Origin of the sequence: Streptococcus oralis ATCC 49296, assembly GCF_000185265.1 — a bacterium.
GTDB lineage: Bacteria > Bacillota > Bacilli > Lactobacillales > Streptococcaceae > Streptococcus > Streptococcus oralis_BC.
On sequence record NZ_GL622183.1, the window covers coordinates 1,636,960 to 1,659,364 of the forward strand.

Genomic DNA, 22,405 nt, shown 5'->3' on the forward strand with positions numbered 1-22,405 from the left:
CTCACTCCCCCTTCAGTGCTTCAAATTTCGCTTTCATGGTTGGATTTTTACGAGTCAATTTTTTGACCGAAACATCTTCAAGCTTGTTGTTAGCTAAGCGGAGTTGGTTTTCGGATGTGGTTAGGAATTTCTTGACCTCTTCCATCCGTTTGATGGCCTTGTCGATTTCATCGATAGCTTTTCCAAAGTTGGTCGAAGCAGAGTTGTAGTTTTTGGCAAAAGCTACTTTGAAGGCATCCAAGTCTTCTTCAAAATGCGTAATATCGATATTCTGCTCCCGAACCAAGGCCAACTCCTGTTTGTATTTAAGAGAATTAAGCGCCGCATTGCGCAAGAGACCAATCAACTGGATAAAGAACTGGGGACGGACGACATACATCTTTTCATATTCGTGGCTGACATCCACGATACCGGTGTTGAAGTAGTCATTATCCGCCTCAAGCATAGTCACTAAAACCGCATACTCGCAGTTCTTTTCCCGACGGTCTTTATCCAACTCCTTGTAGAAGTCCGAATTCTTGTGCTTCTTCTCTGTTCCGTCCGCTTCATTTTTCATTTCAAACATGATGGAAATGATTTCCACTCCATTTTCATCACATTCACGGAAGATAAAGTCGCCTTTAGACCCACGCGCAGAGAGCTTGTTATCCTTCTCAAAGTAGGCATTTGGAAAGGCAAAACTACGGACCTTGTTAAACTCACTCTCTGCATAGTGTTCTAGACTTTCCCCGATAGCTTTTGTAGATTGTTGAGCCTTGAAATTCTTGTAAAATTCTACCTGTTCACTGGCCGCCTTGAGCTGGGCTTCATAGTTTTGTTTAACAGAAGCCAAAGACAACTCATTTTCCTTTTCTTGCAAGAGGAGCTGATTTTTAACTTGATCCCGTTCTTTTTCTAGGTCAGAAAGAGTCTTTTGTAGCTGATTTTCATGTTCCAAGCGCAGGGTAGCCAATTGGTTTTCCAAGGTCTGTACTTCCTTATCCTTTGCCAATAAAGCCTCATGACTTGTTTGTTCAACCTCTTTCCTAGCCAGCTCTTTCTCTGTATCAAAGTTTTGGATTTGACTCTGTAATTGCGCAATTTCTTGGTCTTTTTGAGCTAGTTTAGACTGTTGCTCATTCATAGCCTTCTGCTCAGCTAGGGCAAGCTCTTGCTTCATGCGATCGTGTAATTCCTTATCAAACTCAGCTGTTCTCACTTGAGATAAAAGTTCAGCATACTGGCTCTCATTTACTGTAAAGACTTCCCCACAGTTGGGGCATTTGATTTCGTTCATAACTTTCCTCTTTCTAGACTTCTGTAACCATTATATCATGCCTGAGGGAAAATCAAAAACAGTGAGTCGAAACCCACTGTTTATATCTTTTACTTTAAATTTTTTCCAAGGCTAAGCGCAAATCTTCAATCAAATCCTCTACATTTTCAAGACCGATCGACAAGCGGATTTGGTTGGGTGTGATACCAGCTGCTTCTAGATCTTTTTCTGACAACTGACCGTGAGTGGTTGTCGCAGGATGGACCACAAGGGATTTGGCATCTGCTACGTTTGCAAGGTCAGAGAAGATTTCCAAATTATCAATCACCTTGCGAGCTTCTGCTTCTCCACCTTTGACATGGAAGGTAAAGATTGAACCAACACCTTTTGGCAAATATTTCTCAGCCAAGGCATGATAAGGACTGTCTGCAAGTTTTGGATAGTTGACTTTTTCAACCTTAGGATGGTTGACAAGGAAATCAACAATTTTCTCTGCATTTTGAACATGGCGTTCGACACGAAGAGAGAGAGTTTCAAGCCCTTGGAGCAAGAGAAAGGCATTAAATGGTGACAAGGCAGCACCTGTATCACGAAGCAATTGAACACGAACAGCGATAATAAAGGCTGCTGCCCCAACATCGCGAGTATAGCTCAAGTTATGGTAGCTAGGATCTTCCTCTACAAACTGCGGAAATTTCCCTGAAGCTTCCCAGTCAAAACGACCACTGTCCACGATAACACCACCAATAGTCGTACCATGTCCACCGATAAACTTAGTCGCTGAGTGGACTGAAATATCGACACCGTGAGAGAAAACGTTAATCAAATATGGTGTGGCAAAAGTATTGTCCGAAACGAGAGGAATCTGGTGTTTATGCGCAATCTCAGCCAATTTTTCCAAGTCAGGAATGTTAATCAAGGGATTCCCTAAGGTTTCAATCAAGACAAGTTTGGTATTGTCACCGATAGCTGCTTCTACTTCCTCCAAATTATCCACATCCACAAAGGTAGTTGTGATCCCATAACGAGGAAGGGTTTCCTTCAAGAGGTTGAAGGTCCCACCGTAAATAGTTGACGCAGCCACCACATGGTCACCTGCGTGAGCAAGCGCCAAAATAGTGTAGGTTACAGCAGCCATACCTGATGCTGTCGCTAGTGCCCCAACACCACCTTCAAGAGCAGCTATTCTTTCTTCAAATGCCGCTGTTGTAGGGTTGGTAATACGAGTATAAATGTTCCCTGGTTTTCTCAAGGCAAACAAATCGGCACCTTCTTGCGTGTCATCAAAAACGAAGGATGTTGTTTGATAAATCGGTACTGCACGAGACTTAGTTGCTGGATCAACTACTTGCCCAGCATGTAATTGTAGAGTTTCAAATTTAAAATCACGAGTCATAAGACGACCTCCAAATAGCTTCATTAGGGATATTGTATCATCTTGGGCTAGTCTTTTCCAATACCGTTTTTCTATATTTTGATATAAGGAACAACTATGACTAGTCTTACGTCTCAAACAAAAAAGCACGATTCACTCGTGCTCATTTCTTTAATCGACATAAGTATCTTCGTTTTTATTGAGGAAGGCGTATGGTAAGCCCATCAAGAGACCTCCTCCGATAAAGTTCCCGATAAAGGTTACACCCCAGTGACGAAGAATATTAGGTATGTCAAAGTTAGCAATTGAATCTGCTGCAACACTAAACTTAACAATCGCAAAAGAAGCAAAGTTCGCAGCAATGTGTTCGTTTGTTAAGAATACAAACATGTAAATTGCTGACAAAACAAGCCAAAGTTTGGCTCCACCGTCTTTCACCAAAACAAATGAAAGAATAGCAATGTTTACAAAGATATTGGCTAAAATACCTTCAAGCAAGACTAGCTCATTGGAACGGCCTAACTTCATCTCTACAACCCCTGAAATGAAGCTATCATGTGTTAGATTTGCATAGGCTGCCGAATGAGCAAAGCCCCAACCTGCTATCAAAGCTCCGATGAGATTGAAGAAGGTACAGTAAAGCAAAATCTCAGCTGTTTTTCTCCAAGAGATTTTTTTCAAGAAACTACCAGCTGTCAAAAACATCATATTTGAAGTTACCAGCTCAGCATTCAAGAAAACAATGTAGGCCAATCCCCAAGCAAAAACGAATGGGAAGAGGAAGCGACCACTGCCTGGTGCGATTTTATTTATCAAGTCAGCACCAACTGCACCTGCAGCCGTACTAAATGTCATAAAAGCACCTGCAAACATGGAACGAATCGCATACTTAAACTTGCTTTGGCTATAAAGACTTTCTTTCTTCTTGCAAGCAAATTCAATCTTTGAAATAAATTCTGAAGAGACCATAAAAAAACTCCTAAACTTTTATTTGTGATAATTATAACATAATTCTTGTTTTCTAGAAAGCGTTTTCCGTAAATTTCTAAAATATTTATCTTAAAAATCTTTATCCTAAGCCTTCTTATCCTTTTTCATAAGAACTATTTTGATTCTATTTTGTTAACATAAAAACCAGTGAAATAGCACTTCACTGGTTCATTCATTCTTAATAACGTTGTCTATACGGTTGATTAAAGGCCTTCAAAATATCCTCAGAAGTCTCAGAATAAGCTTTTGATTCTTTAAAGATTCCTTTGACGATTATACGCTCGGTCGCATTATAATCAACACAGGTAACCAAAGTAATCTCTTTTACGCCATCACGATCTTCGATTTCATCTACACGGTCTGGTGTAACACGTTTTACTTCTGTAATCTCATAAGTATAAACTTTATCCTTATCCGTCAGGTAAATTTTCATACCCGCTTTGGCATTGACCAAAGGTGAGAAGAGCATTTGACTGGCATTTTCAGCAGTAAAGATATGGTGACTGGCTAGAGAATAGTTCCCTTCTCCCATTTTTTGATCTGGTTTCATGGTCCCTGCTCCGTAGAACAAGTTTACATTATCCAACCCTTTGAAAATAGGGAGGTTAATCTCCACCTCAGGAATAGCGATACCTCCAATAACAGGAAGTTTCTGAGCATCCCATTGTGAAGCCAATACAGCTTCAGATGAAATAGACTTAACAGAGTCAAAATCAAAATTTCCCTCGGATTTTAGGTTTTCATCTATATTTTCCTTAGTGACTTGATTGACTTGGTATTTATTGGTATTCCATACCAAAAAGATATCGCGAATCTTTGAATTAAAAATCAAGGCTAAGGAAAGAAGAATTAAGAAACCCGCTAAAATATTGATAAATAGATTTCTGCGCTTATTTTTCTTACTCTTTTTATTTTTCGTTTTTTTATGAGACATTATGCTTCACCTTCTGTTTCAATTTCAGTCCCAACTTCTTCTTTTTCTGCCGCAGCAACCGTTGTAAAGGTTACAATCTTAGCATCCTGATCTAGACGCATCACCTTAACTCCCATAGTTGAGCGTCCCGTTTGTGAAATATTGGCAACATTTGTACGGATCATGACACCTGTATCTGTGATAATCATCAAGTCTTCATCTCCTTTAACAGTAAGGAGACCTGCCAGAGGACCATTCTTCTCAGCAACATTGGCAGTCTTCATCCCTTTACCACCACGGCCTTTAGTAGGATATTCAGTAGCAAGTGTACGTTTACCATATCCTTTTTCAGTGATGATAAGAACTTCGTCTTGGTTTGTAATCACGCTAGCACCAACTACTGTGTCACCCTCACGAAGATTGACTCCTCGGACACCTGTAGCGATACGGCTCATGCCACGAACAGCTGATTGATTAAAGCGAACAGCATAACCAAACTTGGTACCAATGATAATATCCGTATCTTCTTCTGTCAGCAAGACATTAATCAATTCGTCTTCATCCTTGAGATTCAAGGCTTTAAGTCCATTTTGACGAATATTAGCGAACTCTTTAACACTGGTTCTCTTCACAATACCGTGACGAGTTGTAAAGAAGAGATAGGCGTCATCACTACGTTCAGACTCAACGTTGATGATGGTCTGAATACTCTCACCTTCGTCCAACTTCAAAAGATTGACAACTGGCAAGCCCTTAGCGGTACGACCGTATTCAGGAATTTCATAACCTTTCAGTCGATATACGCGTCCTTTATTGGTAAAGAAGAGCAAATGATCATGGGTACTGGTTGAAACCAACTCACGCACAAAGTCATCATCCTTAACCCCCGTACCTTGAACTCCACGGCCACCACGTTTTTGAGCAGTAAACTCACCTTGGTCCAAACGTTTGATATAGCCCTTGTTAGATAGGGTAATCAAGACATCCGTTTCTTCAATCAAATCTTCATCTTCAAGAGTTAAGACTTCTCCGATCATCAACTCCGTACGACGCTTGTCACCAAACTTGCGTTTGACTTCGTCCAATTCCTCTTTGATGATTTGCGCCACGCGCTCAGGTTTGGCAAGAATATCAGCCAAATCTGCAATCAAGGCAATTAATTCATCATATTCAGACTGAATCTTATCACGTTCCAATCCTGTCAAACGACGAAGACGCATATCAAGGATAGCTTGACTTTGACGTTCAGAAAGCTTGAACTTGCTCATCAACTCAGCTTGCGCTTCCGCATCTGTTTCACTGGCACGAATGATACGAATCACTTCGTCGATATGGTCAAGTGCAATTAAAAGACCTTCTAAGATGTGCGCACGCGCTTCTGCTTTTTCCTTGTCAAAACGAGTACGGCGAACAACCACTTCTTTTTGGTGCTCGATATAAGCATCCAAAATTTGACGAAGGGACAAGATTTTTGGCACGCCATTTTGAATCGCCAACATGTTGAAACCAAAATTGGTTTGCATCTGGGTCATCTTGAAGAGGTTGTTAAGGATAACGTTGGCAGACGCGTCGCGTTTAACCTCGATTACAAAGCGAACGCCTTCACGGTTGGACTCATCACGTACGGCTGTAATGCCCTCAATTCGTTTTTCCTGAACCAAGCGAACAATATGCTCATGCACCTTGGTTTTATTAACCATATAAGGGAATTCCGTTACAACGATGCGCTCCCGACCCGTCTTAGTGGTTTCAATCTCTGTACGAGAACGAAGGACAATGGAACCTTTACCAGTCTCATAAGCCTTATGAATACCTGATTTCCCCATGACAAGAGCGCCAGTCGGAAAATCTGGACCAGGCAAGACTTCCATCAAGTCCTTAGTCGTCACTTCAGGATTATCCATAACCAACTTCACTGCATCAATGGTTTCACCCAAGTTGTGAGGTGGAATATTGGTTGCCATCCCAACAGCGATACCCGTTGCTCCATTGACCAAAAGGTTTGGAAAACGAGCTGGCAAAACCAAGGGTTCACGTTCGTTAGCATCGTAGTTGTCTACGAAATCAACGGTGTTTTTATTGATATCACGAAGCATTTCAAGAGCAATCTTGCTCATACGTGCCTCAGTGTACCGCTGCGCGGCAGCACCGTCCCCGTCCATAGAACCAAAGTTTCCATGCCCATCAACAAGCATGTAACGGTAGCTCCACCACTGGGCCATACGAACCATAGCTTCATAGATAGAGGAATCTCCGTGTGGGTGGTATTTACCCATAACATCCCCTGTAATACGGGCTGACTTTTTATGAGGTTTGTCTGGTGTAACACCTAGTTCATTCATTCCGTATAGAATACGACGGTGAACAGGTTTTAAGCCATCTCGAACATCAGGAAGGGCCCGCGCAACGATAACGCTCATGGCGTAGTCGATAAAGCTGGTCTTCATCTCCTTTGTCAGATTGACATTCACTAAATTTCTATCCTGCATTCATAAATGCCTCATTTCACTATTAGTAATTAGATATATTATACCATAATTTGTCCTTCATTTCAGTCTTTGAAAACCACTAAAACGTTTACATCAATAACCGAATAGAATATTCGTGACAAAGCTTTTTAAAAGTGATAGAATGAAAGTGTCTGGGGATTCCCCTAAAAAAAATGAAGGAGATGTTTAGATAATGACTTCAACTAAACAACACAAAAAAGTGATCCTTGTTGGTGACGGTGCCGTAGGTTCATCTTACGCTTTCGCACTTGTTAACCAAGGAATTGCACAAGAGCTTGGAATTATCGAAATTCCACAATTACACGAAAAAGCTGTTGGTGATGCGCTTGACCTTAGCCACGCCCTTGCCTTCACTTCACCTAAAAAAATCTACGCTGCTCAATACTCTGACTGTGCAGACGCTGACCTTGTTGTTATCACTGCAGGTGCTCCTCAAAAACCAGGTGAAACTCGTCTTGACCTTGTAGGTAAAAACTTGGCTATCAACAAATCAATCGTAACACAAGTTGTTGAATCAGGTTTCGATGGTATCTTCCTTGTTGCAGCTAACCCAGTTGACGTTTTGACTTACTCAACTTGGAAATTCTCTGGATTCCCTAAAGAACGTGTTATCGGTTCAGGTACTTCACTTGACTCAGCACGTTTCCGTCAAGCACTTGCTGAAAAATTGGATGTTGATGCTCGTTCAGTTCACGCCTACATCATGGGCGAACACGGAGATTCTGAATTTGCGGTTTGGTCACACGCTAACATCGCTGGTGTAAACCTTGAAGAATTCCTTAAAGACACTCAAAACGTTCAAGAAGCTGAATTGATTGAATTGTTCGAAGGTGTTCGTGACGCTGCTTACACAATCATTAACAAAAAAGGAGCTACATACTACGGTATCGCAGTAGCACTTGCTCGTATCACAAAAGCAATCCTTGATGACGAAAATGCAGTACTTCCACTTTCAGTCTTCCAAGAAGGTCAATACGGTGTTAAAAACGTCTTTATCGGTCAACCAGCTGTTGTTGGTGCACACGGTATCGTTCGTCCAGTAAACATCCCATTGAACGATGCTGAAACTCAAAAAATGCAAGCATCTGCTAAGGAATTGCAAGCTATCATTGATGAAGCATGGAAAAACCCTGAATTCCAAGCAGCTTCTAAAAACTAATGAAAAGAAGGTTCTCAAACATGGGAACCTTTTTCTTTTTGCAAAGAATCATAACATCAACTTCTCAAATAAACAAAAAAAGCCTATCGACCAAACAATGAAGCTTGATACAATAGGCTTTTTGAAAATTCATTATTTAACAGCGTCTTTAAGAGCTTTACCAGCTTTGAATGCTGGAACTTTAGAAGCTGCGATTTTGATTTCTTTACCAGTTTGTGGGTTGCGACCTTTACGTGCAGCACGCTCACGAACTTCAAAGTTACCGAAACCGATCAATTGAACTTTTTCACCAGCTGCAAGGTATTCAGTTACTGCTGCAAATACAGCGTCAACTGCTGCTGCTGAATCTTTCTTAGTCAATTCTGTAGCTTCTGCTACTTTAGCGATCAAATCTTGTTTGTTTGCCATGTTAACAAATCCTCCAAATAATTTCTAATTAACAAATATAATCATATCCTAAAATCGACTATAGGTCAAGTCAAAAACACTATTTTGACCATTTTTTCTCTATTTTTTTAGGAATTGTAGCGAATTAGAATCGCCCAAGCATTCTCTCCAGTATGAGTTTGAATAATAGAGCCAGTTTCCAATACAGAGATTGGTTTCTCAACATAAGGTTGCAATAATGCCTTCATCTCATTCGCCCATTCGTTCGTTCCAGCATAGGAAATTCCAATTTCTGCAACTGATTTTTGGGAAAGAGTATTGGTTAATTCCTCAAGCCACTTTTTGAAAGTTTTCGCTCCACGTCCTTTGGCGATTGGTTGGAGTTCGTGGTTTTTCATCTGCATTACTACACGAATATTCAAGAGTGAGCTTAGTAAGCCTGTCACACGTCCAATACGACCACCCTTAACTAAGTTTTCTAGCGTCGAAACACCGATATAGAGTTCTGTATGATTTTTTACGTCCTCTACATGAGCCAAGATCGTTTCTAAATCTTTACCTTCTTTAGCAAGTTTTGCGGCTTCAACAACTTGGAACTTCATTGCTTGATCTGTAAAAGAACTATCAAGAACTGTTACATCAGCAGTTGAGAGGCTGGCCCCTTGGCGAGCAGCTTCCACAGTTCCAGACAAGGCATGGGACATGTGAATGGCGATAATTTGACTTCCATCTTTACCTAGTTCTTCAAAGACCTCAGCAAACACTCCTACAGGGGGCTGGCTTGTTTTAGGCAGATTCTTACTTTGTTGCATAAGATGAAGGAATTCTCCCTCTTTCAAATCTGCATCCGAATAAAGCACACTATCAATCATAACTGATAGAGGAACAACGGTGATATTTAATTCTTTAACTACTTCTGGTTCGATAGTAACAGAAGAGTCCGTTACAATTTTTACTTGTGTCATAATTCAATCTTTCTATTCTTCTCGATAGGATTGGGATTTTCTCCTTTATTATATCAAAAAAATGATAAAAAATCATAAGTGATCCGATGAAAAGAACTGAATTTTTGGTATAATCTATCTATAGAAAAGTGAGGAACAGCCATGATTCGAAAACTTCAACCGATTATCACCATTATTCTTGGAGCCGCTATCTATGCCTTTGGTCTTACCTACTTTGTTGTTCCTTATCATTTATTTGAGGGAGGGGCGACAGGTATTACCTTGATTACCTACTATCTTTTTAAGATTCCTGTCTCATTGATGAACCTCTTAATTAATATCCCTTTATTTATCCTGGCTTGGAAGATATTTGGACCTAAGACCCTCTACTCAAGCCTTCTAGGATCTATTTCACTTTCCGTTTGGCTAGCAATCTTTGAGCGCATTCCTTTGCACATCGACTTGCAAGGGGATCTCATCATTGTCGCTTTAGTCTCAGGAGTCTTACTGGGGGTTGGTTTAGGAATTATCTTTAATGCTGGTGGAACCACTGGTGGCTCTGATATCGTTGCCCGTATCCTCAACAAATACACCAATATTTCGATTGGGAAATTGCTCTTTGGGATTGACTTTTTTATCCTAATGTTGATTTTGATTATCTTCCAGGATCTTCGTCTAGTTACCTATACCCTCTTATTTGACTTTATCATCGCTCGTGTTATCGACTTGATCGGCGAAGGAGGTTATGCTGGTAAAGGATTTATGATTATTACCCAATATCCTGATCAATTAGCCAAAGAGATTAACGATGAACTCGGACGTGGCGTTACCTTTATATCTGGTCAAGGCTACTACAGCAAAAAGGATTTAAAAATTATCTACTGTATAGTTGGTCGAAACGAAATCGTTAAAATGAAAGATATGATTCACAAAATCGATCCTCAAGCCTTTATCACCATCACTGAGGCTCATGAAATTCTCGGTGAAGGATTTACTTATGTGAAAGATTAAAAAAGCTGGGAATTCCCAGCTTTTATTCTTCTTCTGCGAGGGTTGAATGGCGGAACCCGTAAGTAAAGTAAATGACTAGACCAACTAAAAGAGCGATACCAAAGGCAATCCAGGTATCTAGACTATATTGAAGCATAAAGGAAACACAGATAAGAATGGAAAGAATTGGCAAAAATGGCACCAAAGGAGTTTTAAACTCTCCCTCTTTTGGCATACCCTTATCCTTTCTGAGTTTTATTATTCCATAGGCTAGCAAAATGAGATAAGCTAGCGTACAGATATTTAAGAAGGCTGCAATACTGGCTAGAGGAAACACTCCTGCAGCAATAGCTGAAGCAACTCCTGTTAAGAGAGTCGCATTTTTAGGAACGCGACTGGTCTTGCTTAATTGTTTGAAACTTTGAGGTAAAAGTCCATCACGCGCTAAGCTATAAATCATCCGAGACAAAGCATAAGTCATGGAGATACATACGGTTATCAGGGTTAGAATGGCTACAAGCGAAACATAATTGGCCGCCCAGCCGATACCAATACTCCGTAATGAAAATGCTACTGCATCGTCCACATTGAGCTTACTGTAGTGAACAATCCCTGTCAATACTAAGGTAACCAAAGCATAGAGAATGGTGACGATTGTCAGAGAAAGCACAATTCCGCGAGGAATATTTTTTTGCGGACTTTGAATTTCATCAACTGCCATGGAAATAGATTCAAATCCGAGAAAACCAAAGAACATCAAAGATGCGCCCGCCATAATCCCAGTACTTCCACCATATAGTTGACCAAAACCAAATGGAGCAAAATTCGTCCAATTTTCAGGCTTAATGTACCAAATACCAACTAGGATAAATAAGGCGAGAGCTGAGAATTTCAAGACCACTAAAAGCGAATTAAATCTCAAAGCTGCCTTAGAATTTAATAAAACCAATCCCGTTACCAAGGTCAGTACTAAAATAGGTAGAAGATCAATGTAGGTTCCTTGTTCAGGGTTAAAGGTTCCATTCAAGGCTTGGGGCATGGAGATACCATAATTACTGAGCAATCCCTTAAAGTAAGCTGCCCAGCCAGATGCTACTCCTGAAACAGCCGTCATGAATTCCATGATGGTCAGCCAGCCAGCAATCCAGGCTGGCAATTCTCCTAGAATCGCATAGAGGTAACTATAAGCACCACCAGTAGCAGGCACACGAGAGGCAAATTCTGCGAAAAAGAGGGCTGATAAAGAAACACACAGGGCAGAAATCACAATGGAAATCACTAGTGATGGACCAGCTAGGGTAGCCGCTGCTGTTCCTGTAATGGTGAAAATCCCCGTCCCCACCATAGCACCTATTCCTAAAAGAATCAAATCCCACAACTTCAAATGGCGGTGCATCTCTGTCTGTCTCAGACTAACATCCTTGGTTCTAAAAATATTCATACTTCATCTCCACTAAATGTAATTGTTTTATTTTACCATATAAAAGCAGTTTTGTGAATATTTATTAAGTCCTTTTTTGAAAAAAATTCTGAACAGAAAGGATTCCTGTTCAGAATTTGCATTTTTACCCACTGATTCTTTCAATTTGTTACTGATCAAGCGAGTAAGCTCAACAGTATACTCCATTGAAAGTTTTTTAAGGATTTGGGATTTTTTAAACTTCAAAGTAAGGGAACGGACGGTCACTATCTAAAGGACGATTTGGAACTTCTTGTTCCAAAATAGCGCGCCAACCAGATACCAATTCTTCAAAAGTCAGTTGTGCTTCTGGAGAAGCTGTTGTCAGCTTCCGACCAAACCAAGCCATGGTTGCAGTTTCAAACTGAAGCATAGCGTACTGGATTACTGGTACATCTGCCTCTTCATAATTTTCATTTACTGCACGCGCTACTTCTGCCGCTTGCGGAAGGAGTTGATTGCTGATTTTATCAACAACAGTCGCATCCATCTCTCTCCATGAAAGAAGTTGACCATTTACCTGATAAAAGAGCTCAAAGGTTTCTTGATTTTCTTTGAAATTAGTAAGAACAAAAGCACGTTCTACTGCCTCAGGACCACCAGCAGCTTTTACAGCGTTTATCAAGAGGTTTTGTTCCATTTGTCTCCAATAATCATCTGCTTCTTCTGCTAAATCAATTGTAAAAGGTGGAACAATTTCCTCGACAGGAATTTCACCTTTATTCGCTTTTTCAACATTACCAAATAATTTTTTTAAGAATCCCATTTGCTTCTCCTTTTTGGATTTATCCGACTGAACCTTCCATTTCATAACTAATCAAGCGGTTCAGCTCAACTGCATATTCCATTGGAAGTTCTTTTGTGAAGGGCTCGACAAATCCCATGACAATCATCTCGGTTGCCTCAGATTCTGATAAACCACGGCTCATGAGGTAATAGAGTTGTTCCTCTGAAATCTTAGAAACCTTAGCTTCGTGCTCCAATGCAACTTGCGAGTTGTGAATTTCATTAAAAGGAATGGTATCTGACGCTGATAAGTCATCCATGATAATGGTATCACACTCGATATGAGAAACAGATTTCTTAGAGTTCTTGTTAAAGGTTACTTGTCCACGGTAGTCCACCTTTCCTCCGCCTTTCGCGATGGATTTGGACACGATAGAGGAGCTTGTGTGTGGAGCGTTGTGGATCATCTTGGCACCCGTGTCTTGGTGTTGCCCTGCATTGGCAAAGGCGATAGAGAGCATAGTACCACGCGCCCCTTCTCCATCTAGGTAAACAGATGGGTATTTCATGGTTGTTTTGGCACCTAAGTTTCCATCAATCCACTCAACTGTCGCATCTTTCAAGGCTTTAGCACGTTTCGTTACCAAGTTATAGACATTATCAGACCAGTTTTGGATGGTTGTATAACGCATGTAAGCTCCGTCCAAGGCAAAGATTTCTACAATGGCCGCATGCAGGCTATTACTTGAATATGTTGGTGCTGTACATCCTTCTACATAGTGGACACTTGCTCCCTCATCAACGATAATCAAGGTACGTTCAAACTGACCTGTATTTTCGTTGTTGATACGGAAGTAAGTTTGAAGTGGGATATCTACCTTAACACCTTTTGGTACGTAGATAAAGGTTCCACCTGACCATACAGCTGAGTTGAGGGCAGCCAACTTGTTATCTGTCGGCGGTACCAACTTCGCAAAGTATTGTTTAAACAAGTCTGGGTATTCTTTGAGGGCAGAATCCGTATCTGTAAAGATAATACCCAATTTTTGGAACTCTTCCTTCATGTTGTGATAAACCACTTCTGACTCATACTGGGCAGAGGCACCTGCTAGATAAGCACGTTCAGCTTCTGGAATCCCGATACGCTCAAAGGTTTCTTTGATTTTTTCAGGAACTTCATCCCATGAACGGGCTGGTTTATCAGATGGTTTTTGATAGTAAATCAAGTCATCAAAGTCAATCTCTGACAAGTCCGCTCCCCAAGTTTGCATGGGCATTTTTTTAAAGGTTTCATAAGACTTCAAACGGAATTCTAACATCCACTCAGGTTCTCCCTTAGCAGCTGATAGTTCACGAATGACATCTTCGTTCAATCCTTTTCCTGTCGATAGGACAGGCTCTACATCATCATGGAAACCAAATTTATATTCACCAAGATCAATTGGTTTTGGTTCTACTCTTTCTTCAGCCATAATATCCTTTCTTTCATTCTTCATTTCTACTGATTCGTAAGACAAAAGAAACTTGTCTTACTGTTTTTCTTGATTTTCAATTGTTTTCTTGAGGGCGTTCCAAGCTAGAGTCGCACACTTAATCCGTTGTGGGAATTTGGCAACACCTGATAAGAAAGCCGCGTCTCCAAGTTGGCCTTGACGCTCATCTTTTTGACCTTGAACCATTTCTGAAAAAATGGTCGCAAGTTCTAGGATTTCTTGCTTGGTCTTTCCTAAGACTGCATCTGTCATCATACTAGCAGAGGCGGTTGAAATGGTACAACCTGAATTTAGAAAAGCGATATCTTCTAAACGATCATCTGCATCAAACTTAACAGAGAGGTTGATGACATCCCCACAGGTTGGATTGTTGAGACTGATTTGTTCAGCGTCTTCTAACTTTCCTTGGTGATGTGGATTTTTCGAATGGTCTGCCACCACTGCCATATAAAGGCTATCTAGTTTAGAAAGTGCCATTGAAAAACTCCTTTGTCTTTTGTAGGGCATCGACTAGTTTGTCACAATCTGCCTTGGTATTGTAGATATAAAAACTTACACGAGCTGTTGCTGGGACTTCCAAATACTGAAGCAAAGGTTGGGCGCAATGGTGACCAGCGCGAACAGCCACCCCTTCATAATCAAGTGCTGTAGCTAGGTCATGGGGATGAAGATCCCCTAGGTTAAAGGCAATGACACCTGAACGTTGAGCCAGGTCTTGCGAACCATAAATGGTTAACCCTTCAATTTCCTGCAATTTTGGAAAGACGTATGCAATCAATTCCTGTTCATGAGATTCAATGGCATCCATACCAATCTTTTCCAGATAATCCACTGCTGCAGCAAGTCCGATAGCACCTGCCATATTTGGCGTTCCAGCCTCAAATTTCCAAGGCAATTCCTTCCAACTAGCAGATTGCTCATAGACGAAATCAATCATCTCGCCACCAAACTCAACTGGTGACATTTGTTCCAGATACTTTTCTTTACCGTAAAGAACACCAATACCAGTTGGTCCAGCCATCTTGTGACCTGAAAAAGCAAAGAAGTCCACATCCAAGTCCTGGACATCAATCTTCATATGGGGCGTAGACTGAGCGCCATCCACCACCATGATAGCTCCAACTTGGTGGGCCAATTGCGTGATTTCCTTGATTGAATTGACCACACCAAGAACATTTGAGGCGTGAGCTAGGGAGACAAACTTGACTTTATCAGTCAATTTAGCTCGCAAGTCATCCATATCCAGAGCTCCGTCCTTGAGATAAACATAGACAAGCTCTGCCCCAGTCTTGCGACAGACCTCCTGCCAAGGAATGATATTGGAATGGTGTTCCATGACAGAAATCAAGACCTGGTCTCCCTCAGTCAGGATTTCCTCAGCGAAGCGTGCCACCCAGTTAAGGCTGGTTGTCGTTCCTCTGGTAAAGAGAACTTCCTTTGTAGAGCCTGCATGGATAAACTTACGAATGGTTTCACGAGCAGCTTCATAAGAAGCTGTTGCTCGCTCAGCCAAGGTATGAACACCACGGTGAACATTGGCATTGTCCTGCTTATAGTAGCGGTTGATTGTTTCCAGAACTGCTAGTGGTTTTTGTGTCGTCGCAGCATTATCCAGATAAACCAGTGGTTCATCATTAACAATCTGGTCTAAAATTGGAAAATCCTTGCGAATCGCTTCTACATCTAACATAGGCTTCCCCTTAGCGTTTTGACAATTTTTCTTCGATCGTTGCAATCATTTCGTCACGAACTTCTTTGACTGGAATCTCAACAATTACGGAGCCAAGGAAACCGCGAACAACCAAGCGTTCTGCAGTTGCCTTATCCAAGCCACGGCTCATAAGGTAGTACATATCTTCTGGATCTACCTGACCGATAGAAGCCGCGTGACCTGCAGTTACGTCATTTTCATCAATCAAAAGAATTGGGTTGGCATCTGAACGTGCTTGGTCTGAAAGCATAAGAACACGACTCTCTTGCTGCGCATCTGCTCCCTTGGCACCCTTGATAATGTGGCCAATACCATTGAAGGTCAAGGTAGCTTTTTCAAGGATAACCCCATGTTGGAGGATATTTCCGATTGAGTTACATCCATAGTTAGTCACTCGAGTATCAATCCCTTGCACCTGACGGCCACTTGAAAGAGCTACGACTTTAAGGTCAGCATGGCTACCATTTCCAATCAAGTCGCTATCAAAGTCCGCAACGACATTTCCTTCGTTCATGACACCGATTGCCCAGTCAATGCTTGCATCGTTTCCTAGTTTACCACGACGGCTAATATAGGCAGTGACATTTTCACCTAAACGGTCAATAGCTGCAAATTTCACTTGCGCACCAGAACGAGCAATCACTTCAACTGTGATATTGGCAGTTACTTTGGCACTACCTCCACCTCTTGACTCTAGACGTTCAAGATAGCTTATTTTAGAGTTTTTACCAGCAATGATAAGGATATGCTTGTTAAATGGGACATCGCTATCGCTATCTTGGTAGAAAATACCTTCAATTGGTTCTGTAATCTCAACATTATCTGGAATATAGAGAACAGCACCACTGTTAAAGTAAGCTGTATGGTAGGCTGCCAACTTGTCATCGTCATACTTAACTGATGACATGAAGAATTCCTCGATAAGTTCTGGAATTTCTTCTAAAGCTGAGTGAAAGTCTGTAAAGACTACTCCTTGTTCAGCCAATTCAACTGGAGTTTGTTCAAAAACAGTCTGCGTTCCTACTTGCACCAACTTCAAGTGATTATCTAGAGCCGTGAAGTCAGGAACATTTGCTGAAGGCTCACTTTCTGTGATGGTTCCATCCCCCAGATTCCAACGGTGAAATTTGACACGCTCAATAACTGGTAATTCTAAACTCTCAATCTTATCAAAAGCTTTTTGACGGAGGTCAGCCAACCAGCTTGGTTCAGCGTGCATTTCTGAAAAAAGTTTAATATTCTCTTTAGTCATTTACTTCTCCTAAAAGATACGAGGGAATTACAATTCTTCCTTGTAGTCGTAGCCAAGTTCTTCAGCTAATTTTGCGTATCCTTCACGTTCCAAACGAGCAGCCAATTCTGGACCACCAGAAAGGACCACACGACCTTCCATCATCACGTGGACCACGTCTGGTGTGATGTAGTTCAAAAGACGTTGGTAGTGTGTGATGATCATAGCACCAAAACCTTCGCCACGCATAGCATTGACACCTTTCGATACAACTTTAAGAGCGTCAATATCAAGACCTGAGTCAATCTCATCCAAGAGGGCAAAAGTTGGTTCCAACATCAAGAGTTGAAGAATTTCATTACGTTTTTTCTCACCACCAGAGAAACCTTCGTTGAGGTAACGCTCTGCCATTTCTTCTTTCATGTTGAGCAATTCCATTTTCTCGTCTAGCTTAGTGATGAACTCACGAACTGAAATCTTCTCGTCATCTTCTTTACCGGCATTCATGGCTGCACGAAGAAACTCTGCGTTGGTAATTCCAGGAATTTCAGATGGGTATTGCATAGCAAGGAAAAGTCCCATACGCGCACGTTCGTCCACTTCCAACTCAAGGATATTTACGCCATCAAACAAGACCTCCCCTTTAGTAACTTCATAGTTAGGGTTCCCCATAATAGCTGCAGAAAGAGTCGATTTACCAGTACCATTTGGTCCCATGATAGCTGCGATTTCTCCTGTTTTCAGAGTCAGATTGACCCCTTTCAAAATTTCTTTTCCTTCAATTTCAACGTGAAGATCTTTGATCTCTAATACTGACATGATAGTTCCTTTCTTTTTCTGGCCTACTTCCTTTACCCTTAAAGAAATCACTTACATTTCTCTAAAAATACAAGAAAAGGTCCATAAATATACTCTACTAGTATAACAAAAAAAAGCCTAAAAGGCTTTGATTTTGTTTAGAAGCTAGTGACTAATCCTTGTGGTTTAGGTGCTGATCAATGGCGTCTACTATTTTCCCCATTACATAACTTAACCTAAAATTTCGAAAAAGTAGAATAGCCCAAAAGGCTGCCATGAAATAGCGACCCGTCATCCATGCTTCATTGAAAAAATAAGTCTCAGCAGCAGTAAATAGTGCTATCACGATAAATTGTTGTCTAGTCATAGGATTATTGTACCATGAAATCCACTTTTAGTCTTCTTCGACCATGACTTTATCAGCAAGAAATTCGAATCCTTCTGGAATCAAGTTCTCTTCTTCTACCTCTTGATCTGCTTGAGAAGACTTGTTTTTAGCTGAAAATGCTGCACGAACCTCTTTCCATTCCTCTAGGGAAATTGCCAGGATTTCAGGTGAAAATCCAGCCGCTTGGCTAAGAATATTGCCAAACATGGTATTGAGGTTATCCCGTTTCATGGTTTGCCCTGCATTGAAATTAGATTCAAAAGCTAAAATAGCATGGTGTTCGTTGGCCGCAACTGGTTGAGAACCAACAAGTAGAGCCTTATCAGGACCTGCTAAGCTTTCGATTACCTCTCCCCAGGCATTCTGGAGGCGAATCAAGTTTTGCCGTGCCAAATCAGGATTTTCAACAGCTTCTTGTAGGATGGTCTGAACCTTATTACGGTCTACTCGATAGACAGTCTTAGAAGTGGTTGGACGGCTAGGGACTGGCGCCACTTGTTTAGGAGCTGTTCCAACATTAGCAAGTTCTTGTTTGAGACGAGCGACTTCCTGTCTTAGTGCAGCTACTTCTCCTTCGACAGCTTCTGAAAGCACTGGTTCATGCTTAATCTCAGCTAAACGAATGGTCATCATCTCAGCATAAATCTTAGGTTGTAGGCTAGCTTTCATATCCGCCAAGCTCACAGTCGCTATTCGAATCATTTCAAAGAGACTTTCCTGAGAAAGAGCTAGATTGTCCATAAAAACTGGACTATGATGAGTATTTTCGCCACCTGTCTGAACAACTAATAGATCCCGCAAATACTGCAAGAGGTCCGTCACAAAACGAGTCATGCTCTTGCCATTTTCAAACAAAAGATTCAAAGAATCGAGTGCTTTGGGGACCTCCTGTTGGGCCAAGGCAGCCACATAGTCATCTAGAGCTGATAGACTAATAGTGCCTGTAATCTCCTCAGAAATAGCTGTCGTTAAAGCATTTCCTTGCGTCAAACTCAAGGCTTGATCCAGAATAGACAAGGCATCCCGCATTCCACCTTCAGCCCGTCTAGCAATGATTTCCACAGCCTCTGGCTCAGAACTGATATTTTCTTTTTCTAAAATATGATGAATGTGTGCCGTGATATCTTGCGTTCGAATCGATTTAAACTCAAAACGTTGGACACGCGATAAAATAGTTGCTGGAATCTTGTGCAATTCGGTGGTCGCCAAGATAAAGACAACATTTTGAGTCGGTTCTTCTAGCGTCTTCAAAAGCGCATTAAAAGCTCCTGTAGACAGCATATGAACCTCGTCTATGATATAGACCTTATAACGTGCCAAACTAGGAGCATAGGTGGATTTATCACGAATTTCACGGATTTCATCGACTCCGTTATTCGAAGCTGCATCCATTTCGATAACATCTTCTAAGCTACCTTCTGTCACAGCCTGACAGATATAGCAGTTATTACACGGTTCTCCGTCCACTTGATTGGGACAGTTCATAGCCTTGGCAAAAATCTTGGCTACACTGGTCTTCCCAGTCCCACGAGGGCCTGAGAAAAGATAGGCATGACTAATCTTTTCCTGCTCGACCGCTTGTTTTAGGGTTTTAGCCACAACTTCTTGTCCGACCAATTGTGAAAAAGTTTGGCTTCTATATTTTCGATAAAGTGCTTGATACATTAGGCTTTCTCCTCAAACATCGTAAAGTCCCATTCTGTCTTCTCAAGCAAAATAGCGACAAATTGTTCCAAGTAATCACGGTCAATGGCATTATAATCATCAATAAGTGAAGAATCCAGGTCTAAGACACCCAGCAATTGACCATTCTTGAGCATGGGAACTACGATTTCACTCTTGGCCATACTATCACAAGAAATGTAGTTTGGATAGGTGCTCACATCGCCAACTAAAACAGTCTCTTGAAACTCAGCAGCTTCTCCACACACGCCTTTCCCAAGAGGAATGCGAATACAAGAAACACCACCCTGAAAAGGCCCTAAAATCAACTCGTTACCATCAAACAGATAAAAACCTGCAAATACAGTATTGGGAAAGCGAGATTTTAGGAGGGCACTAGCATTCGAAAGATTGGCAAGAACATTGCTCTCACCGTCAAGCAAATAAGAGAGTTCCTCATTTAACAATTGATATTGTGATTGTTTTTCTGAATCTAACATAGAACTATTATATCAAAAATGAGAAAGAGACAAAAGAAAAATCCCTTGTTTTAAACAAAGGATTTTGTGATTATCAATTTGATTAAAGTTCGATATCACCGAACAAGTCAGCCATTGAGAATCCTGTTTGTGTTTCTGGAAGTTCGAAATCACGTTTTTCTTGACGTTTTGGACGACGTGGACGAGCAGCACGTTTTTCTTCTTTTTGTCCTTCTTCTTGAGCTGGACGTTCTTCAAGAGCTTTGATAGAAAGTGATACACGTTCTGCGTCAGCGTTAACATCAAGGACTTTAACAGTAACTTCTTGACCAACAGTAAGAGCTTCTTTTGGATTTTCGATACGTTTGTGTGAAATTTGTGATACGTGAACAAGTCCATCGATACCTGGCAACACTTCAACAAATGCACCGAAGTCAGTCAAACGTTTAACTGTTCCTTCTACTACATCACCTTTAGCCAATTTTTGCTCAACACCATCCCATGGTCCAGGTGTTGTTGCTTTAAGTGAAAGTGATACGCGTCCTTCTTCTTCGTTAAGATCAAGGATCTTCACTTCAATTTCTTCACCAACAGTTACAACTGATTTAGGTGATACGTTACGTTCGTGTGACAATTCAGTCAAGTGAACCAATCCGTCAACACCACCAAGGTCGATGAAAGCACCGAAACTTGTGATACGAGCAACTTTACCAGTTACGACATCACCAACAGCCAATTTACCGAATACTTCAGCACGAGCTGCTGCAGTAGCTGCTTCAACAACTTCACGACGTGAAAGGATGAAGCGGTTTTCTTTAGGATCAACTTCTTTGATTTTAGCATCAAATTCTTGACCTACGAAACGCTCAGTGTTACGTACGAAACGAGTATCCAACATTGAAGCTGGGATGAATCCACGAACACCTTCAAATTCTACTGAAAGTCCACCTTTAACGGCACGAGTTCCTTTAACAGTAACAACTTCTTCTTCGCGTCCTACAAGTTTGTCCCATGCTTTGCGAGCTTCAAGGCGTTTTTTAGATACAAGGTATGTAACTGTATCAGTATCTTTACCAACTACTTGACGAAGTACAAGAACATCCAATACTTCTCCTACTTTCACAAAGTCATTGATATCTGCATCGCGATCGTTTGTCAATTCGCGAAGAGTCAAGACACCTTCAACACCAGTCCCAGAGATTGCAACGTTAGCTTGAGTCGCATCAACTGTCAATACTTCAGCACTAACAACATCACCAGGCTCAACTTGGCTAACGCTATTTAGCAAATCTTCAAATTCGTTCATCTAAAAAATCCTCCAACAATCAAGTTTTTCCAAACTTGACATACTTATAATTTTTTTCCTAAGCACCCGCAAAGACATGTTCATATCGTTCACGTCTTTCAATTATAAAAATAAAATACCCTAAGATATTTTTCTTTTTATCTTGAATTTATTACCTAAGAACTGGGGTAGCTGGATTCGAACCAACGCATGAGGGAGTCAAAGTCCCTTGCCTTACCGCTTGGCTATACCCCATTGATGAATGGAGAGAGAGGGATTCGAACCCCCGAACCCGAAGGAGCGGATTTACAGTCCGCCGCGTTTAGCCTCTTCGCTATCTCTCCAATGTTTAACGAGAACTATTATATCATGAAATTTTCAATAAAACAAGTATTATTTTGTCAAATTATAGTTTTCAATCAAAATTTCCACAGCTTTTTCAAGTTTTTTATAAAAACTATCGACATTTCCATTCTTTATGATGGCAAATTGGCTATCTAATTCGGCAATTTCCCCAATGACCTTTTTCCCGATCGTCAAAACGTATCCTTCATAGCTGTCTTTTCCAACAGTCACTTTTGCATCAGTTAATTGGATTTCAATTTTCTTATCTTTTTTACTCATACTGTACCTCTTTTCACTTTTTCTAT

At 41.0% G+C, this 22,405-nt stretch carries 21 protein-coding genes and 2 tRNA genes; 2 read left to right on the plus strand and 21 right to left on the minus strand.

Features of this window, described 5'->3' with window-relative positions; all coding sequences use genetic code 11:
- Nucleotide 1: 1 nt before the first annotated feature.
- From HMPREF8578_RS10120 to gyrA, 5 genes are all read right to left on the minus strand, one after another.
- A complete protein-coding gene (locus HMPREF8578_RS10120; protein ID WP_001002606.1) occupies nt 2-1,276 on the minus strand; it encodes a DUF2130 domain-containing protein in 1,275 nt (424 codons plus the stop codon).
- A 94-nt stretch (nt 1,277-1,370) separates the two neighbouring features.
- Complete coding sequence (locus HMPREF8578_RS10125; protein ID WP_000196307.1) at nt 1,371-2,651, minus strand: O-acetylhomoserine aminocarboxypropyltransferase/cysteine synthase family protein; 1,281 nt, start codon at nt 2,649-2,651, stop codon at nt 1,371-1,373.
- A gap of 150 nt (nt 2,652-2,801) precedes the next feature.
- Nucleotides 2,802-3,599, minus strand: a complete 798-nt coding sequence (locus tag HMPREF8578_RS10130) for a formate/nitrite transporter family protein (RefSeq protein WP_000254790.1) — start codon at nt 3,597-3,599, stop codon at nt 2,802-2,804.
- A gap of 199 nt (nt 3,600-3,798) precedes the next feature.
- A complete protein-coding gene (locus tag HMPREF8578_RS10135) occupies nt 3,799-4,554 on the minus strand; it encodes a class A sortase (RefSeq protein ID WP_000018508.1) in 756 nt (251 codons plus the stop codon).
- On the minus strand, nt 4,554-7,022 hold the full coding sequence (gyrA, locus tag HMPREF8578_RS10140) for a DNA gyrase subunit A (RefSeq protein ID WP_001154049.1): 2,469 nt from the start codon (nt 7,020-7,022) through the stop codon (nt 4,554-4,556). Before gyrA ends, HMPREF8578_RS10135 begins: the two co-directional genes overlap by 1 nt.
- Nucleotides 7,023-7,215: 193 nt before the next feature.
- On the opposite strand from gyrA, the gene HMPREF8578_RS10145 reads away from it, so the two are divergent.
- Nucleotides 7,216-8,202, plus strand: a complete 987-nt coding sequence (locus tag HMPREF8578_RS10145) for an L-lactate dehydrogenase (RefSeq protein WP_000204722.1) — start codon at nt 7,216-7,218, stop codon at nt 8,200-8,202.
- 132 nt (nt 8,203-8,334) lie between these two features.
- Here the strand turns inward: HMPREF8578_RS10145 and HMPREF8578_RS10150 are convergent, their stop codons facing one another.
- Nucleotides 8,335-8,610 (minus strand): HU family DNA-binding protein, encoded by a 276-nt coding sequence (locus HMPREF8578_RS10150; RefSeq protein ID WP_001284636.1) that lies wholly within the window; start codon nt 8,608-8,610, stop codon nt 8,335-8,337.
- A gap of 107 nt (nt 8,611-8,717) precedes the next feature.
- Nucleotides 8,718-9,554, minus strand: coding sequence for a DegV family protein (locus tag HMPREF8578_RS10155; RefSeq protein WP_000195458.1), 837 nt, complete (start codon nt 9,552-9,554; stop codon nt 8,718-8,720).
- 141 nt (nt 9,555-9,695) lie between these two features.
- Between HMPREF8578_RS10155 and HMPREF8578_RS10160 the strand changes: the two genes are divergently transcribed.
- Entirely contained in the window at nt 9,696-10,544 is an 849-nt protein-coding gene (locus HMPREF8578_RS10160; RefSeq protein ID WP_000619787.1) for a YitT family protein, read from the plus strand.
- Nucleotides 10,545-10,566: 22 nt separating this feature from the next.
- On the opposite strand, the gene HMPREF8578_RS10165 is transcribed toward HMPREF8578_RS10160, so the two are convergent.
- From HMPREF8578_RS10165 to HMPREF8578_RS0102265, 14 genes are all read right to left on the minus strand, one after another.
- Nucleotides 10,567-11,964 (minus strand): APC family permease, encoded by a 1,398-nt coding sequence (locus HMPREF8578_RS10165; protein WP_001020297.1) that lies wholly within the window; start codon nt 11,962-11,964, stop codon nt 10,567-10,569.
- Nucleotides 11,965-12,178: 214 nt separating this feature from the next.
- Nucleotides 12,179-12,748 (minus strand): hypothetical protein, encoded by a 570-nt coding sequence (locus HMPREF8578_RS10170; protein WP_000506261.1) that lies wholly within the window; start codon nt 12,746-12,748, stop codon nt 12,179-12,181.
- Between the two features lie 19 nt (nt 12,749-12,767).
- Nucleotides 12,768-14,180, minus strand: coding sequence for a Fe-S cluster assembly protein SufB (gene sufB / locus HMPREF8578_RS10175; RefSeq protein ID WP_000797053.1), 1,413 nt, complete (start codon nt 14,178-14,180; stop codon nt 12,768-12,770).
- A gap of 57 nt (nt 14,181-14,237) precedes the next feature.
- Nucleotides 14,238-14,678, minus strand: coding sequence for a Fe-S cluster assembly sulfur transfer protein SufU (sufU, locus tag HMPREF8578_RS10180; RefSeq protein WP_001218468.1), 441 nt, complete (start codon nt 14,676-14,678; stop codon nt 14,238-14,240).
- Nucleotides 14,665-15,891 (minus strand): cysteine desulfurase, encoded by a 1,227-nt coding sequence (locus HMPREF8578_RS10185; RefSeq protein WP_000887707.1) that lies wholly within the window; start codon nt 15,889-15,891, stop codon nt 14,665-14,667. The genes sufU and HMPREF8578_RS10185 overlap by 14 nt, the downstream gene beginning before the upstream one ends.
- 10 nt (nt 15,892-15,901) lie before the next feature.
- Nucleotides 15,902-17,164 carry a Fe-S cluster assembly protein SufD gene (sufD, locus tag HMPREF8578_RS10190; RefSeq protein ID WP_000159659.1) on the minus strand — a complete coding sequence of 421 codons (1,263 nt, stop codon included), beginning with the start codon at nt 17,162-17,164 and terminating at the stop codon, nt 15,902-15,904.
- A 27-nt stretch (nt 17,165-17,191) separates the two neighbouring features.
- Nucleotides 17,192-17,962, minus strand: a complete 771-nt coding sequence (gene sufC / locus HMPREF8578_RS10195) for a Fe-S cluster assembly ATPase SufC (protein WP_000114489.1) — start codon at nt 17,960-17,962, stop codon at nt 17,192-17,194.
- A 151-nt stretch (nt 17,963-18,113) separates the two neighbouring features.
- Complete coding sequence (locus HMPREF8578_RS10200) at nt 18,114-18,308, minus strand: DUF3272 family protein (protein ID WP_000198268.1); 195 nt, start codon at nt 18,306-18,308, stop codon at nt 18,114-18,116.
- A 27-nt stretch (nt 18,309-18,335) separates the two neighbouring features.
- Nucleotides 18,336-19,994 carry a DNA polymerase III subunit gamma/tau gene (gene dnaX / locus HMPREF8578_RS10205; protein ID WP_000283849.1) on the minus strand — a complete coding sequence of 553 codons (1,659 nt, stop codon included), beginning with the start codon at nt 19,992-19,994 and terminating at the stop codon, nt 18,336-18,338.
- A complete protein-coding gene (locus HMPREF8578_RS10210; protein ID WP_000887133.1) occupies nt 19,994-20,491 on the minus strand; it encodes a GAF domain-containing protein in 498 nt (165 codons plus the stop codon). Before HMPREF8578_RS10210 ends, dnaX begins: the two co-directional genes overlap by 1 nt.
- Before the next feature lie 82 nt (nt 20,492-20,573).
- On the minus strand, nt 20,574-21,776 hold the full coding sequence (gene rpsA, locus HMPREF8578_RS10215; protein WP_001001617.1) for a 30S ribosomal protein S1: 1,203 nt from the start codon (nt 21,774-21,776) through the stop codon (nt 20,574-20,576).
- 162 nt (nt 21,777-21,938) lie between these two features.
- Nucleotides 21,939-22,010: transfer RNA gene (locus HMPREF8578_RS10220), tRNA-Gln, on the minus strand.
- Between the two features lie 8 nt (nt 22,011-22,018).
- A tRNA-Tyr gene (locus HMPREF8578_RS10225) sits at nt 22,019-22,099 on the minus strand.
- 49 nt (nt 22,100-22,148) lie between these two features.
- Nucleotides 22,149-22,379 carry a DUF2969 domain-containing protein gene (locus HMPREF8578_RS0102265; RefSeq protein WP_000037107.1) on the minus strand — a complete coding sequence of 77 codons (231 nt, stop codon included), beginning with the start codon at nt 22,377-22,379 and terminating at the stop codon, nt 22,149-22,151.
- Nucleotides 22,380-22,405: the final 26 nt, after the last annotated feature.